This is a genomic window from Streptomyces sp. NPDC025721, assembly GCF_055558595.1.
The window spans coordinates 129,524-144,511 of sequence record NZ_JBVHMF010000003.1 but is presented as its reverse complement, the minus strand read 5'-3'; the positions used below and the strand labels follow the sequence as shown (position 1 = coordinate 144,511).

15 protein-coding genes are annotated in these 14,988 nt (G+C 71.2%); 8 read left to right on the top strand and 7 right to left on the bottom strand.

Features of this window, described 5'->3' with window-relative positions:
* Positions 1 to 104: 104 nt before the first annotated feature.
* From ACZ4EF_RS07055 to ACZ4EF_RS07040, 4 genes are all read right to left on the bottom strand, one after another.
* Positions 105 to 1,685, bottom strand: coding sequence for an FMN-binding glutamate synthase family protein (locus ACZ4EF_RS07055; protein ID WP_467503180.1), 1,581 nt, complete (start codon positions 1,683 to 1,685; stop codon positions 105 to 107).
* A gap of 105 nt (positions 1,686 to 1,790) precedes the next feature.
* Complete coding sequence (locus ACZ4EF_RS07050; protein ID WP_355332670.1) at positions 1,791 to 2,927, bottom strand: glutathione-independent formaldehyde dehydrogenase; 1,137 nt, start codon at positions 2,925 to 2,927, stop codon at positions 1,791 to 1,793.
* Between the two features lie 173 nt (positions 2,928 to 3,100).
* Positions 3,101 to 3,808, bottom strand: coding sequence for an HAD family hydrolase (locus ACZ4EF_RS07045; RefSeq protein WP_401306996.1), 708 nt, complete (start codon positions 3,806 to 3,808; stop codon positions 3,101 to 3,103).
* Between the two features lie 45 nt (positions 3,809 to 3,853).
* Positions 3,854 to 4,360, bottom strand: a complete 507-nt coding sequence (locus ACZ4EF_RS07040) for a DUF6328 family protein (RefSeq protein ID WP_355332664.1) — start codon at positions 4,358 to 4,360, stop codon at positions 3,854 to 3,856.
* Between the two features lie 147 nt (positions 4,361 to 4,507).
* Between ACZ4EF_RS07040 and ACZ4EF_RS07035 the strand changes: the two genes are divergently transcribed.
* Complete coding sequence (locus ACZ4EF_RS07035; protein WP_401721391.1) at positions 4,508 to 5,473, top strand: LLM class F420-dependent oxidoreductase; 966 nt, start codon at positions 4,508 to 4,510, stop codon at positions 5,471 to 5,473.
* Between the two features lie 57 nt (positions 5,474 to 5,530).
* Here the strand turns inward: ACZ4EF_RS07035 and ACZ4EF_RS07030 are convergent, their stop codons facing one another.
* Positions 5,531 to 6,070: a GNAT family N-acetyltransferase gene (locus ACZ4EF_RS07030; protein ID WP_467503176.1), complete on the bottom strand. Its 540-nt coding sequence runs from the start codon at positions 6,068 to 6,070 to the stop codon at positions 5,531 to 5,533.
* Positions 6,071 to 6,174: 104 nt separating this feature from the next.
* Between ACZ4EF_RS07030 and argC the strand changes: the two genes are divergently transcribed.
* The 7 genes from argC to argH all read left to right on the top strand — a co-directional run bounded on the left by argC (position 6,175) and on the right by argH (position 14,035).
* The gene (argC, locus tag ACZ4EF_RS07025; protein ID WP_467503174.1) at positions 6,175 to 7,203 is read left to right on the top strand and encodes an N-acetyl-gamma-glutamyl-phosphate reductase; all 1,029 of its coding nucleotides are present in this window, start codon (positions 6,175 to 6,177) and stop codon (positions 7,201 to 7,203) included.
* 144 nt (positions 7,204 to 7,347) lie between these two features.
* A complete protein-coding gene (argJ, locus tag ACZ4EF_RS07020) occupies positions 7,348 to 8,508 on the top strand; it encodes a bifunctional glutamate N-acetyltransferase/amino-acid acetyltransferase ArgJ (RefSeq protein ID WP_391046501.1) in 1,161 nt (386 codons plus the stop codon).
* Entirely contained in the window at positions 8,505 to 9,503 is a 999-nt protein-coding gene (gene argB / locus ACZ4EF_RS07015) for an acetylglutamate kinase (RefSeq protein ID WP_391046502.1), read from the top strand. The genes argJ and argB overlap by 4 nt, the downstream gene beginning before the upstream one ends.
* Positions 9,500 to 10,705: an acetylornithine transaminase gene (locus tag ACZ4EF_RS07010; protein ID WP_391046505.1), complete on the top strand. Its 1,206-nt coding sequence runs from the start codon at positions 9,500 to 9,502 to the stop codon at positions 10,703 to 10,705. The genes argB and ACZ4EF_RS07010 overlap by 4 nt, the downstream gene beginning before the upstream one ends.
* 16 nt (positions 10,706 to 10,721) lie before the next feature.
* Positions 10,722 to 11,255 carry an arginine repressor gene (locus tag ACZ4EF_RS07005; protein ID WP_188280110.1) on the top strand — a complete coding sequence of 178 codons (534 nt, stop codon included), beginning with the start codon at positions 10,722 to 10,724 and terminating at the stop codon, positions 11,253 to 11,255.
* Between the two features lie 114 nt (positions 11,256 to 11,369).
* Positions 11,370 to 12,566, top strand: a complete 1,197-nt coding sequence (locus ACZ4EF_RS07000) for an argininosuccinate synthase (protein WP_355332643.1) — start codon at positions 11,370 to 11,372, stop codon at positions 12,564 to 12,566.
* Positions 12,563 to 14,035 (top strand): argininosuccinate lyase, encoded by a 1,473-nt coding sequence (gene argH, locus ACZ4EF_RS06995; RefSeq protein ID WP_401855026.1) that lies wholly within the window; start codon positions 12,563 to 12,565, stop codon positions 14,033 to 14,035. The genes ACZ4EF_RS07000 and argH overlap by 4 nt, the downstream gene beginning before the upstream one ends.
* A 39-nt stretch (positions 14,036 to 14,074) precedes the next feature.
* Here argH and ACZ4EF_RS06990 read toward each other — a convergent pair whose 3' ends face one another.
* Positions 14,075 to 14,266 (bottom strand): hypothetical protein, encoded by a 192-nt coding sequence (locus ACZ4EF_RS06990; protein ID WP_467503170.1) that lies wholly within the window; start codon positions 14,264 to 14,266, stop codon positions 14,075 to 14,077.
* A 34-nt stretch (positions 14,267 to 14,300) separates the two neighbouring features.
* The gene (locus ACZ4EF_RS06985) at positions 14,301 to 14,969 is read right to left on the bottom strand and encodes a lysophospholipid acyltransferase family protein (RefSeq protein WP_355332639.1); all 669 of its coding nucleotides are present in this window, start codon (positions 14,967 to 14,969) and stop codon (positions 14,301 to 14,303) included.
* Positions 14,970 to 14,988: the final 19 nt, after the last annotated feature.

Sequence of the window (14,988 nt, the reverse complement as noted above, 5' to 3'; positions counted from 1 at the left end):
TCCAGCTCAGACGGTGTGGCGGTGGGGCGGTGTGGCGGTGTGGCGGTGCGCGCTTCGGGGTGCGGCGCGGTGCGCGGGGCAGCCGGTGCGCACAGCGGTACGGCTCAGACGGTGAAGCGGTCGGGGTCGGCGGCGGCCCAGTCGGCGGCCCACGAGGCGGGCGGTTCGGCGAGCAGCTGTCCGGGAGCCAGCCACTCGTACAGTTCGTCATAGGAGCGGACGGTGTAGGGGTCGACACGCTGGCGCAGCATGTGCGGGCGGAGCTGCGACGGATCGGTGACGCCCATCGACGCCATGATCTGAAGAGCGCTGGCGACGGTGGACTCCTGGAGCCTGCGCACCCGGACGGACTTGTCGCCGACGTCCAGCGCGCGGGCCCGCCGCGGGTCCTGGGTCGTGACGCCGACGGGGCAGGTGTTGGTGTGGCAGCGCTGCGCCTGGATGCACCCGACGGCGAACATCATGGCGCGGGCGGCGTTGCCGTAGTCCGCGCCCTGGACCATGCGCTTGACGAGGTCGCTGCCGGTGGCGATCTTGCCGCTCGCGCCGATCCTGACCCGGTCCCGCAGACCGGCGCCGACCAGCGCGTTGTGCACGGTGGTCAGGCCCTCGGTGAGCGGGGTGCCGACGTGGTCGGCGAATTCCAGCGGCGCCGCGCCGGTACCGCCCTCGGCGCCGTCCACGATGATGAAGTCCGGCGCGGTGCCCTCCTCGACCATCGCCTTGCAGACGGCCAGGAACTGGCGGCGCGAACCGACGCACAGCTTGAAGCCCGCGGGCTTGCCCCCCGACAGCTCCCGCATCCGGGCGATGAACCGGATCAGCTCACGGGGCGTGTCGAAGACCCGGTGGTACGGCGGGGACACGACGGTCTCGCCCTGCGGGACGTCCCGCACCCGGGCGATCTCGGCGTTGACCTTGGCCCCTGGCAGGACGCCGCCGATACCGGGCTTGGCGCCCTGGGACAGCTTCAGCGACACGCACTTGACACTGTCGTGGGCGGCCTTGTCGGCGAACTCCCCGGCGTCGAAGTCGCCGTCGTCGGTGCGGCAGCCGAAGTAGCCGGTGCCGATCTCCCAGACCAGGTCGCCGCCGTGCCGCAGGTGGTACTCCGACAGGCCCCCTTCACCGGTGTCGTGCGCGAAACCACCGTCCGCCGCGCCCTTGTTGAGCGCCAGGACCGCCTGGGCCGACAGCGAGCCGAAACTCATCGCCGACACGTTCAGCAGCGCCATGTCGTACGGCTTGGCGCAGTCGGGACCGCCGATCCGCACCCGCGGCGGATCGTCCGGTACGGGCCGCGGCGCCATCGACGGCACCAGGAACTCGTGGCCCGAGCGGTAGACGTCGAGTTCGGTGCCGTACGGCTCCTCGGCCGCGGTGCCCTTGGCGCGTTCGTAGACGATGCTGCGGGTGTCGCGGTCGAAGGGGCGGCCGTCGAAATTCCGCTCGACGAAGTACTGCTGGAGCTCCGGGCGGATCTTCTCCAGCAGGTAGCGGGCATGGCCGATCACCGGGTAGTTGCGCAGCACCGAGTGGCGGCGCTGCGTCAGGTCGTAGAGGCCGAGCAGCCCCAGCAGGGCCAGGACGGTGGCGGCCGTCCACCACCAGGGGCCGACCGCCACGGCGGCGACCGCCGCCGCGACGGCCACGAGCAGGGTCAGGGCCACGGCACCGGTTCTCATCACGTCGGGCTCCTTGCCCGCCCCGATCCCTCCATGCTGGCCGCCGGGTCAAGCTCCGGTCATCCCCGGCCCATGGTCGCGTCGGGCCGCCTTCGCCGCCTTGCGTCAGGGGTGGAGCAGGACCTTCGTCCAGCCGTCGTCGCGCTTGTCGAAGTGCCGGTAGGCGTCGGGGGCTTCGTCCAGCGGGAGTTCGTGGGAGACCAGGAAGGACGGGTCGGCCCGGCCGGTGACGATCAGATCGCGCAGGGCGCGGTTGTAGCGCAGGACGGGGCACTGGCCGGTGCCCATGTGCTGACCCTTGGTGAAGAAGGTGCCGTAGTCGAAGGCGATCCGGCCGTGCTTGGCGCCCTCCTCGGCGGCTTCCGGGTCCTCGGGCATGTAGACGCCGACCACACCGATGCCGCCGGTGGTACGGACGGCCTTGACCAGGTTGTCCAGGACGAGTTCCGGGTGCTCCTGGCCGGACGGGTCGTGCGCCTGGTAGCCGACGGCTTCGACGCCGCAGTCCGTGCCGCGCCCGTCGGTGGCGTCCAGGATCTGCTCCACGGGGTCGGCCTCGGAGAAGTCGACGGGGGTGGCGCCGATGGACTCGGCCAGGGCGAGGCGGTCGGCCTGCCGGTCGACGACGAAGACCTGGGACGCGCCGCGGATCAGGGCGCTGTGCGCGGCGAGCAGTCCGACGGGTCCCGCGCCGAAGACGGCGACGCTGTCCCCGGCGCGCTGGCCGGCGAGTTCGGTGCCGTGCCAGCCGGTGGGGAAGATGTCGGAGAGCATCGTGAACTTGGCCTCGTGCTCGTCACCCGCGGGCAGTTCGAGCAGGTTGAAGTCGGCGTACGGCACGCGGAGCAGTTCGGCCTGGCCGCCGTCGTACGGGCCCATGTTGGCGTAGCCGTACGCGGCGCCGTCCATGCCCTCGGTGGGGTTGACGCGCTGACAGAAGGCGGTCCAGCCGTTCACGCAGTTGCGACAGCTTCCGCAGGCGATGTTGAACGGCACCGACACCCGGTCGCCGGGCTTGATCCGGGTCACCGCGGGCCCGGTGTCCTCGACGATGCCCATGTTCTCGTGGCCGAGGATCTTGCCCCGCTCGACGGTCGTGCGGCCCTCGTACATGTGCAGGTCGGAGCCGCAGATGTTGGTGGTGGTGATCCGGACCAGCGCGTCGTTGGGCTGCTCGATCCGCGCGTCCGGCGCATCCTCGACGGAGACGTCGTAAGGGCCGTTGTAGACCAGCGCTTTCATGTCGTCGTTCCTTTCGGGAGCGGTCGAAACGGAACAATCACCCACAGAAGTGACAATTCCCTACTGTCCGCGTACCCGCGTCACATGATTGACACGTGTGACCGGGGGCCCGAGAGCGGGAAACTTTCCGCGACAACGTCGTGACGCCACGCGTACGCCGGCCCGGCGGCCGGTCATCGGGGTGGCGTGGCGAGGACGCTGTCGTCCAGGTGGGTGAGCAGGTCCGCGACGGATTCGTAGACGGTTTCGGCTCCCGCTTCGCTCAGTTCCTGGCGCGTCCAGCCGCCGGTGAGCACGCCGAGGCAGCGCACGCCCGCCTTGGAGGCCGCTTGCGCGTCCCAGGCGGCGTCGCCGACGAAGACCGCGCGCCCGGCCGGGACACCCGCCTTCTCCAGCGCCTGCCGTACGAGGTCGGGGGCGGGTTTGCTGGAGGACACGTCGTCGGAGGTGGTCACGGCGGTGATCGCCTCATCGGCGTCGAGGGCGCGGAGCATCACGTCGGCCTCCTCGCCCTTCGCCGACGAGGCGAGCACGACCTGCCAGCCGCGCGCCGCGCAGGCCCTGAGCAGGTCGGAGGCCCCGGGCAGCGGCACCAGCCGGGACCAGTACTGGGCGTAGAGGGTGTCGTGAGCGGCGCTGATCGTGTCGTCCTCGCCGTGGTCGCGGTCCTCGCCGAGCAGCGCGTCCAGCAAATGGTCACTGCCCATCCCGATCAGCCGGTGGATCCGGGCCGTGCCGACCCGGTGGCCGTGCTGGCTCAGGGCCTCCCACCAGGCGACGGTGTGCAGATAGACAGTGTCCATCAGGGTGCCGTCCACGTCGAACAGCACCGCTCCGTCGGCGCGCCGCGTCTCACTGCCGGTGGGCTCTGACTCTGTCATGTCTCGCTTCTTTCCGTGTCCTGCTCCCCTGCGGGAACGTCGAGGTCAGTCGGACCCGTCCGCCGACAGGGCGCGGTGTCGCGCCACCGCGGGGAGGACGAGCCAGGCGAGGCCGAACCATACGACCATTCCCGCCACTATCGGGATCGCGACCGTCGCGCCACCGGCGACACGCAGGACGAGGAGCAAGGCCGTGGCCATGGTGCACACGAGCAGGACGAGACCCACCACGGTCAGACGCGACGCCCACGCGACCGTCTCGGGCTTCAGCCGCTGTCCCGTCAGCATCCGGTGCAGCGAGACGGGCCCCACCAGGGCGCCCGTCGTCGCCGCGCCCAGCATCACCGTCACGATGTACAGCGTGCGCTCGCCGTCGGACAGGTGCGCGAAGCGCTGCTGGAACGGGACCGTCAGCAGGAAGCCGAAGAGGATCTGCACACCGGTCTGGACGACCCGCAGTTCCTGGAGCAGCTCGCCCCACTGCCGGTCGGCGCGCTGCTCCGGTGTCTCGTCCCTGCCGGGTGCGGCACTGCCGCCGGTCCCGCTTGTCATCCTGAAGCCACCTGCCCGTGTGCGATCGCGACGTGTCCTGACCGGGGGACCGGTTTCCCCTCTGCCCGTCTGTTACGCCTACCCCCGCACCGCCCCCTCAGCCGAGCGGGAGGTTTCCCGGCCGCGAAGATCGGCTAAACGCCTCGCATGGTGCAATTCGGATACACGATGATGACGGAGCAGGCGGGCCCTCGCGCGCTCGTGGACCATGTGGTCGGCGCCGAGCGGGCCGGATTCGACTTCTCCGTGACCTCGGACCACTACTTCCCCTGGCTCGATTCCCAGGGGCACTCCCCGTACGCCTGGAGCGTGCTGGGAGCCGCGGCCCAGGCCACGTACCGCATCCCGCTCATGACCTACGTGACCTGCCCGACCAAGCGGTACCACCCGGCGGTGATCGCGCAGAAGGCCGCGACGATGCAGTTGCTGTCCGAGGGGCGCTTCCGGCTCGGGCTGGGCTCGGGTGAGCAGCTCAACGAGCACGTGGTCGGCGGTGGGTGGCCCTCCGCGCGGACCAGGGTCGAGATGCTGGAAGAGGCGGTCGGGATCATCCGCGCCCTGCTCGCGGGCGATGTCGTGAACCACCGGGGCGCCCACTTCGAGGTGGACAACGCCAAGCTGTGGGACCTCCCGGACACCCCGCCGCCCCTCGGCATCGCGGTCTCGGGCGAGCGCTCCTGCTCGCTCGCGGGCCGGCTGGCCGATCTGGTGATCGCCACGGAGCCGAAGAGCGAACTGCTCGACGCCTTCGACGCGCACGGCGGTACGGGAAAGCCGAGGGTCGGCCAGCTCCCGGTCTGCTACGACCCGGACACCGACGCCGCCGTCGCCCGGGCCCACGAGCAGTTCCGCTGGTCCGTGGGGCCCTGGCCGGTGAATGCGGAACTGCCGAATCCGGCGGCCTTCGCCGGAGCCAACGAGCACGTGCGCCCCGAGGACATCGCCGAGGCCATTCCCTGCGGCAGCGACCCCGACGTGTTCGCCGAAGCGGTCGCGTCCTACATCGAGGCGGGCTTCACCGAGATCGCCCTGATCCAGATCGGCGGCGACCACCAGGAGCCCTTCCTCGACTGGTCGCAGAAGACGCTCCTGCCCGCCCTGCGCGCCCTCTGACTCCGCCGAGGGCCGCGCCGACGTACGGCTCGGCCGCTGCGACCGGGGCCCTCGGTCCTACGCGGATGCCGGGAGCGGCGGGCGCAGGCCCAGCCACTGCTCGGCGTCCCAGGCGTGGAACCGCTCCACCTCGGTGAACCCGAGCTTGGCCGCGAGGCGCATCGAGGCGAGGTTGGCGCTCTGGGTGGCCAGGATCACCGGCTCGCCGGGCAGGACGCCGTCGAACCAGTCGAGCGCCGCCGCGCACGCCTCGGCGGCGTACCCGAGGCCCCACGCCCGCGGCAGGAACAGATAGCCGAGATCGGCCTTCCCCCGGGCGGCCGGGCGGTGGCTCTCCGCCGCTCGCCTGAGCAGGAGCTGGCCGATCATCGCGCCGTCCAGCTCCACGACGAAGCTTCCCGGCCACCGCTCGGGCACCTCGGGCAGCTCGCGCTCCAGCTCGGCACGCGGCCGGGGGCCGCCGAGGTAGGTATGCACCTCCGGCGACGCCAGCAGCTCGATGAACGCCGCCCGGTCACGCGCCTCGGACCCGCGCAGTACGAGCCTCGCGGTCCTGATCGGCTCGGGCGGCCAGACGACGGGCCCCAGGTTCGGCATGCGCGCAGCCTAGCAACGGGGGCAGTGCCGGTAGGCGAGGCGACGGGACCTTTGCATAATACTGCGTTGAAACGTATAGTCATGCCATCGACGAGGAGGGTTCGATGGTGGTGCGGGCAGCGGTGGCCGGGGGCAGCGGGTACGCGGGCGGGGAGGTGCTGCGCCTGCTCGCGGGGCACCCCGAGGTCGAGATCGGGGCGGTGACCGGGAACTCCAACGCCGGGCAGCGGCTCGGCGCGCTTCAGCCGCACCTGCTGCCGCTGGCCGGACGGGTGCTGGAGCCGACCACGGCGGAGGTGCTGGCGGGACACGACGTGGTCTTCCTCGCGCTGCCGCACGGCCAGTCCGCCGCGGTCGCGGCGCAGCTCGGCGACGAGGTGCTGATCGTCGACATGGGCGCCGACTTCCGGCTGGCCGACGCCGCCGACTGGGAGAAGTTCTACGGCAGCCCGCACGCCGGGACCTGGCCGTACGGGCTGCCTGAACTGCCGGGCGCCCGCGCCGCGTTGGAGGGGTCCAAGCGCGTCGCGGTGCCCGGCTGCTACCCGACGGCGGTCTCGCTCGCGCTGTTCCCCGCGTACGCCGCCGCGCTGGTCGAGCCGGAGGCCGTCATCACCGCGGCCTCCGGCACCTCGGGCGCGGGCAAGGCGGCCAAGCCGCATCTGCTCGGCTCCGAGGTGATGGGCTCGATGAGCCCGTACGGAGTCGGCGGCGGCCACCGGCACACGCCGGAGATGATCCAGAACCTCAGCGCGGCGGCCGGCGAGCGGGTCAGTGTGTCCTTCACGCCCACCCTCGCCCCCATGCCGCGCGGCATCCTCGCCACGTGCAGCGCCAAGGCCCGCCCCGGCGTCACCGGCCACGACCTGCGGGCGGCGTACGAGAAGGCCCTCGCCGACGAGCCGTTCGTGCACCTGCTCCCCGAGGGGCAGTGGCCCGCGACCGCCGCCGTCTACGGCTCGAACGCCGTCCAGATCCAGATCGCGTACGACGAGAGCACCCACCGCCTGATCGCGATCAGCGCCATCGACAACCTGACCAAGGGCACCGCCGGCGGCGCGGTGCAGAGCATGAACATCGCCCTGGGACTCCCCGAGGCGACAGGACTCTCCACCATCGGAGTCGCACCGTGACGCGCGGCGCGGGTTCGTGCCGGGCGGGCGGAGAAGGGAACGAGGAGAACCGGTGACCGACGCACGCGAGGCCGCCGGGCGGCAGGCAACGACGATCGGCGCGGGTTCGTGCCGAGCGGGCGGAGAAGGGAACGAGGAGAAGCAGTGAGTGTCACGGCAGCCAAGGGATTCACGGCGGCGGGGATCGCCGCCGGGATCAAGGAGAACGGCAACCCGGACCTGGCCCTCGTGGTCAACACCGGACCGCGCCGCGCCGCCGCGGGCGTCTTCACCTCCAACCGCGTGAAGGCCGCGCCGGTGCTCTGGTCGGAGCAGGTCGTCAAGGGCGGCGCGGTCGCCGCCGTGGTCCTCAACTCCGGTGGCGCCAACGCCTGTACGGGCCCGCAGGGCTTCCAGGACACGCACGCGACCGCGGAGAAGGTCGCCGAGGTCCTCGGCGCCGACGACCACGGCGCGGGCGAGATCGCGGTCGCCTCGACCGGCCTGATCGGTCTGCCGCTCCCGATGGACAAGCTGCTGCCGGGAGTCGAGAAGGCCGCGGCCGAACTGTCCGAGTACGGCGGCGAGAAGGCCGCCATCGCCATCAAGACCACCGACACCGTGCACAAGACGGCCGTCGCGGGCGGCGCGGGCTGGACCGTCGGCGGCATGGCCAAGGGCGCGGGCATGCTCGCGCCGGGCCTGGCCACCATGCTGGTCGTCCTCACCACGGACGCCGACGTGGAAGCCCCCGCCCTGGACACGGCGCTGCGCGCCGCCACCCGGCTGACCTTCGACCGGATCGACTCCGACGGCTGCATGTCGACCAACGACACCGTGCTGCTGCTGGCCTCGGGGGCGTCCGGAATCGCCCCGGAGCACGAGGAGTTCGCCGAGGCGGTCCGCGCGGTCTGCGGCGACCTCGCCCGCCAGCTCATCGGCGACGCCGAGGGCGCCTCGAAGGACATCAGGATCGAGGTCGTCAACGCGGCCTCCGAGGACGACGCCGTCGAGGTGGGCCGCTCCATCGCCCGTAACAACCTCCTCAAGTGCGCGATCCACGGCGAGGACCCCAACTGGGGCCGTGTGCTGTCCGCGATCGGCACGACCTCGGCCGCCTTCGAGCCCGACCGGCTCAATGTCGCCATCAACGGCGTGTGGGTGTGCAGGAACGGCTCGGTCGGCGAGGACCGCGACCTGGTCGACATGCGGTTCCGCGAGGTGGTCGTCACGGCGGACCTCGCGGCCGGTACGGAGTCCGCGGTGATCTGGGCGAACGACCTCACCGCCGACTACGTCCACGAGAACAGCGCGTACAGCTCATGACCGACGATGGGAACCCCGGAGCCGCGAAGCCGGAGGGCCGGCCCACCGCGCGCAAGCACACGGCGCTGCCCAAGGCCCAGATCCTCATCGAGGCGCTGCCGTGGCTGACCCGCCACAACGGCAGGGTCGTCGTCATCAAATTCGGCGGAAACGCCATGGTGGACGAGGAGTTGAAGGCCGCCTTCGCGCAGGACGTGGTCTTTCTGCGGCAGGCGGGCCTCAAGCCGGTCGTCGTGCACGGCGGCGGCCCGCAGATCAACGCGCAGCTCGACCGGCACGGCCTGGTCAGCGAGTTCAAGGCCGGGCTGCGGGTGACCACGCCCGAGGCGATGGACGTGGTCCGGATGGTGCTGGCGGGCCAGGTCCAGCGCGAGCTGGTCGGACTGCTCAACCAGCACGGCCCGTTGGCCGTCGGCATGACCGGCGAGGACGCCCACACCATCACCGCCACCCGCCACCGCCCGCGTATCGACGGCGAGTTGGTCGACATCGGCCGGGTCGGCGAGATCACCGCCATCGACACCGGCGCGATCGAGGCGCTGCTGGCTGATGGCCGTATCCCGGTCGTCTCCTCCATCGCGCGCTCCGCCGACGACCACCACGTCTACAACGTCAACGCCGACACGGCCGCCGCCGCCCTGGCCGCCGCGCTGGGCGCCGAGACGCTGATGGTCCTCACCGACGTCGAGGGCCTGTACGAGGACTGGCCGAACAGCGACGACGTCATCAGCCGCCTGACCGCGACGGAGCTGGAGAAGCTGCTGCCCGACCTGTCCAGCGGCATGGTCCCCAAGATGCGGGGCTGCCTGTTCGCCGTGCGCAACGGCGTGAACACCGCCCGCGTCATCGACGGCCGGGTCCAGCACTCGATCCTGCTGGAGATCTTCACCGACGAGGGCATCGGCACGATGGTCGTGCCGGACGACGTCACCGACGCGGCCGGCGCACCGGCCGCGGGCACCGTATCCGACCAGGGAGAAGGAGAAGCGCGGTGAGCGGCAACGAGGGACTGACCCAGCGCTGGCAGGGCTCGCTCATGGACAACTACGGCACCCCGCGCATCCCGCTGGTCCGCGGCGCGGGCGCCAGATTCTGGGACGCCGACGGCAAGGAGTACGTCGACTTCCTCGGCGGCATCGCGGTCAACTCCCTCGGCACCGCGCACCCCGCGGTCGTCGAGGCGGTGACCCGGCAGATCTCCTCGCTCGGCCATGTGTCCAACCTCTTCGTCGCCGAACCGCCCGTCGCGCTCGCCGAGCGGCTGCTCCAGCTCTCCGGCCGCCCCGGCCGGGTCTTCTTCGCCAACTCCGGCGCCGAGGCCAACGAAGCGGCCTTCAAGATCGGCCGGTTGACGGGGCGTCAGCACATGGTCGCCACCGACGGCGCCTTCCACGGCCGCACGATGGGCTCGCTCGCGCTGACCGGCCAGCCCAAGAAGCGCGAGGCGTTCGAGCCGCTGCCCGGCGACGTCACGCACGTGCCGTACGGCGACGCGGACGCGCTGCGGGCGGCCGTCACCACCGACACCGCGCTGGTGATCATCGAGCCGATCCAGGGCGAGAACGGTGTGGTCGTGCCGCCGCCCGGCTACCTCGCCGCCGCCCGCGAGATCACCGCGGCCACCGGCACGCTGCTGGTGCTCGACGAGGTGCAGACCGGCATCGGCAGGACCGGCCACTGGTTCGAGTGCCAGGCACAGGGTGTCGAGCCGGACGTGGTGACCCTGGCCAAGGGCCTCGGCGCGGGCCTGCCGATCGGCGCCGCCCTCGCCTTCGGCCCGGCCGCGGAGCTGATGACGCCCGGCGCCCACGGCACCACCTTCGGCGGCAATCCGGTCGCCTGCGCCGCCGCGCTCGCCGTCCTCGACACGATCGCGGCCGACGGCCTGCTCGACCACGTCAAGCGGCAGGGCGAGAAGCTGCGGCAGGGCGTCGAGGCGCTGCGACACCCGTTGGTCGATCATGTGCGCGGTTCGGGCCTGCTGCTGGGTATCGTGCTCACCGAGCCGCTCTCAGCGCAGATCCAGAAGGCGGCTCAGGATGCCGGGTTCCTGGTCAACGCCGCCGTGCCCGACACGGTACGGCTCGCGCCCCCGCTGATCGTCGGCGACGACGACACGGACGCGTTCCTCCAGGCGCTGCCCGGCGTCCTCGACCAGGTGCACCGGGCCTCCGGGGCGAGCGGAGCCGGAGAATGACGGAGTTGACACGACGATGACCGAGGCGCAGCAGCACAACGGCAGCCAGGCCGTACCGCAGACCCGTACCGCGCGGCACCGCAGGATCGTGGACATCCTCGGCCGCCAGCCGGTCAGGTCGCAGAGCCAGCTCGCCAAGCTGCTCGCCGACGACGGGCTGAGCGTCACCCAGGCGACGCTCAGCCGCGACCTCGACGAACTCGGCGCGGTCAAGATCCGCACCAATGACGGCGAACTCATCTACGCCGTCCCCTCCGAGGGCGGCTTCCGCACCCCGCAGGCCCCGCTCGGCGAGTCCGTCAAGGAAGAGCGCATGCGGCGCCTGGCCGCCGAACTCCTCATCTCCGCCGAGGCGTCCGCCAACCTCGTCGTCGTCCGCACCCCGCCCGGCGCCGCCCAGTTCCTCGCCTCCGCCATGGACCAGGCCGAGGTCTACGACATCCTCGGCACCATCGCGGGCGACGACACCGTCGTCCTGATCAGCCGCGACCCGGCCGGCGGCCAGAAACTCGCCGACCACCTGCTCCGTCTCGCCCAGGGCGAGGCATAGCTCCGGTCCGGCCGGTTATACGGTCTCACACCCCCTCTGACCTGCCGCGTTGACGAAGCATACGGTCGAGTGCATACTTATACCAGTCAGCGTATGCATCGTAAGGAGAGCCCCGTGACCGAGCGCGTCGTACTCGCCTACTCCGGCGGTCTGGACACGTCCGTCGCCATCGGCTGGATCGCCGAGGAGACCGGCGCCGAAGTCATCGCGGTCGCGGTGGACGTCGGCCAGGGCGGCGAGGACCTGGACGTCATCCGCAAGCGGGCGCTCGCCTGCGGGGCGGTCGAGGCCGAGGTCGCGGACGCCAAGGACGAGTTCGCCGACGAGTACTGCCTCCCGGCGATCAAGGCCAACGCCCTCTACATGGACCGGTATCCGCTGGTGTCCGCGCTGTCGCGGCCGGCCATCGTGAAGCACCTGGTGGCCGCCGCCAACAAGCACGGCGCCACCACCGTCGCGCACGGCTGCACCGGCAAGGGCAACGACCAGGTGCGGTTCGAGGCGGGCATCTCCTCGCTGGCGCCCGACCTGAGGTGCATCGCGCCGGTCCGCGACTACGCGATGACCCGCGACAAGGCCATCGCCTTCTGCGAGGAGAAGAACCTCCCGATCGCGACCACCAAGAAGTCGCCGTACTCCATCGACCAGAACGTCTTCGGGCGGGCCGTCGAGACCGGCTTCCTGGAGGACATCTGGAACGCGCCGATCGAGGACGTGTACGAGTACACGCAGAATCCGGCCGAGCCGCGCGAGGCCGACGAGGTGGTCATCACCTTCAAGCAGGGCGTCCCGGTGGCCATCGACGGCAAGCCGGTCAGCGTGCTCGAGGCCATCCAGCAGCTCAATGTGCGGGCCGGGGCCCAGGGCATCGGCCGGATCGACATCGTCGAGGACCGGCTGGTCGGCATCAAGTCCCGTGAGATCTACGAGGCGCCGGGCGCCATCGCGCTGATCACCGCGCACCAGGAGCTGGAGAACGTCACCGTCGAGCGCGAACTGGCCCGGTACAAGCGGCAGGTCGAGCAGCGCTGGGGCGAACTGGTCTACGACGGCCTGTGGTTCTCCCCGCTCAAGCGGGCGCTCGACGGCTTCATCGCCGAGGCCAACGAGCACGTCTCCGGCGACATCCGGATGACCATGCACGGCGGCCGGGCCGTCGTCACCGGCCGGAAGTCCGGCGAGTCGCTGTACGACTTCAACCTGGCGACGTACGACACCGGGGACACCTTCGACCAGTCGCTGTCCAAGGGCTTCATCGAGATCTTCGGCATGTCCAGCAAGATCGCCGCGAAGCGGGACCTGACGAAGTGACGGACACGAACACCGGCGGCTCCGGCGGCGGCGACGACAACCTGCGGCTGTGGGGCGGCCGGTTCGCCGACGGCCCCGCCGAGGCGCTCGCCAAGCTCTCCGCCTCCGTGCACTTCGACTTCCGGCTCGCGCCGTACGACATCGCGGGCTCCCGCGCGCACGCCCGGGTGCTGCACAAGGCGGGGCTGCTGACCGCCGACGAGCTGGACCGGATGATCGCCGGACTCGACGCGCTCGAAGCGGACGTGGCCTCCGGCGACTTCGCCGGCACCATCGCCGACGAGGACGTGCACACCGCGCTGGAACGCGGCCTGCTGGAGCGGGTCGGCGCCGACCTCGGCGGCAAGCTGCGGGCCGGACGCTCGCGCAACGACCAGGTCGCCACGCTCTTCCGGATGTACCTGCGCGACCACGCGCGGACCATCGGCGGGCTCATCGCCGACCTCCAGAGCGCGCTGGTCGGCCTCGCCGAGGCGCACCCGGACACCGCGATGCCCGGCCGCACCCACCTCCAGCACGCCCAGCCCGTGCTCTTCGCGCACCACGTGCTCGCCCACGTACAGGCGCTGTCACGGGACGCGGAGCGGCTGCGGCAGTGGGACGACCGCACGGCCGTCTCCCCGTACGGGTCCGGCGCGCTCGCCGGGTCCTCGCTCGGCCTGGACCCGGAGGCCGTCGCCAAGGAACTCGGCTTCCAGCACGGCTCGGTGGGCAACTCCATCGACGGCACGGCGTCCCGCGACTTCGCCGCCGAATTCGCCTTCGTCACCGCGATGATCGGCGTCAACCTCTCCCGGATCGCCGAAGAGGTCATCCTGTGGAACACGAAGGAATTCTCCTTCGTGACCCTGCACGACGCCTTCTCCACCGGCTCGTCGATCATGCCGCAGAAGAAGAACCCCGACATCGCGGAGCTGGCGCGCGGCAAGTCCGGACGGCTCATCGGCAACCTCACCGGACTGATGGCCACGCTCAAGGCGCTGCCGCTCGCGTACAACCGCGACCTCCAGGAGGACAAGGAGCCGCTGTTCGACTCCTGCGACCAACTGGAGGTGCTGCTCCCGGCGTTCACCGGCATGATGGCCACGCTCACCGTCCACCGGGAGCGGATGGAGACCCTGGCACCGGCCGGTTTCTCGCTCGCCACCGACATCGCCGAGTGGCTGGTCAAGCAGGGCGTGCCCTTCCGGGTCGCGCACGAGGTCGCGGGGGAGTGCGTCAAGGTCTGCGAGGCCGAGGGCATCGAACTCGACCAGCTCACCGACGAGCAGTTCGCGAAGATCTCCGCGCATCTGACGCCCGAGGTACGCCATGTCCTCGACGTCCCCGGCGCGTTGGCCTCCCGCAACGGACGCGGCGGCACGGCGCCTTCCGCCGTCGCCGTACAACTCGCCGAGATCAAGGCGGATCTGACGGTGCAGCACACCTGGGCGCACGCCTGGGACGGGGCGGACGGCGACGCCGTCTAATCGCGGTACTGGGCGGCTCATCGGTGAAACGTGGGCCGGTCAGTTTGGTGTTGGGGTCTGCGCGGCCAGTCCGATCAGGATGGTGTCGTCGGTCGAGGCCGCGTCGACCTGGCCGGGCTGCATCAGCATCAGGCAGCCCGTCCAGTCGTCGACGCCCGCTATCAGCCGTCCGCGGCGAGCCGCCGAACCGGCCACCGCCAGCCGCGTAACCGGCCCCCGTGAACCCGCCATGTCACAGCGGGCGCCGGGCGCGGCCCCCGCCGTATCAGGCGGCCTTGGCCTTCGTCGCGTAGATGTCCACGTACTCCTGGCCGCCGAGCCGCATGACCTCGCTCATGACCTCGTCGGTCAGGGCGCGCAGCACATAGCGGTCGCGGTCCATGCCCTCGTAGCGGGAGAAGGTCAGCGGGGAGCCGAAGCGGATGGTGACCGGGGCGATCCGGGGCATCCCCTTGCCGCCGGGCTGCACCTTGTCGGTGCCGACCATCGCGAAGGGCACCACCGGGGCGCCGGTCATCAGGGCCAACCGGGCGATTCCGGTCCGGCCGCGGTACAGACGGCCATCGGGGGAACGGGTGCCCTCGGGGTAGATGCCGAAGATCTTGCCCTCGTCCAGCACGCGGCGGCCGGTCATCAGCGCCGCGACACCGCCGTGGCCGCCGTCCCGGTCCACCGGGATCATGCCGCAGGTGGTGAAGAACCAGGCCATCAGCCGGCCCTTGACGCCCTTGCCCGTCACGTACTCGTCCTTGCCGATGAAGTACACCTGCCGGTCCACCACCAGCGACAGGAACATCGAGTCCACGAAGGTGACGTGATTCCCGGCCAGGATCACCGGACCGTCACCGGGGATGCCGTCCACGCCCTCGACCACGGGGCGGTACAGGACGCGCATGAGCACTCCGAGAATCGCCTTGAGCAAGCTGCGGGACATGCGGGACAACGGATCCTCC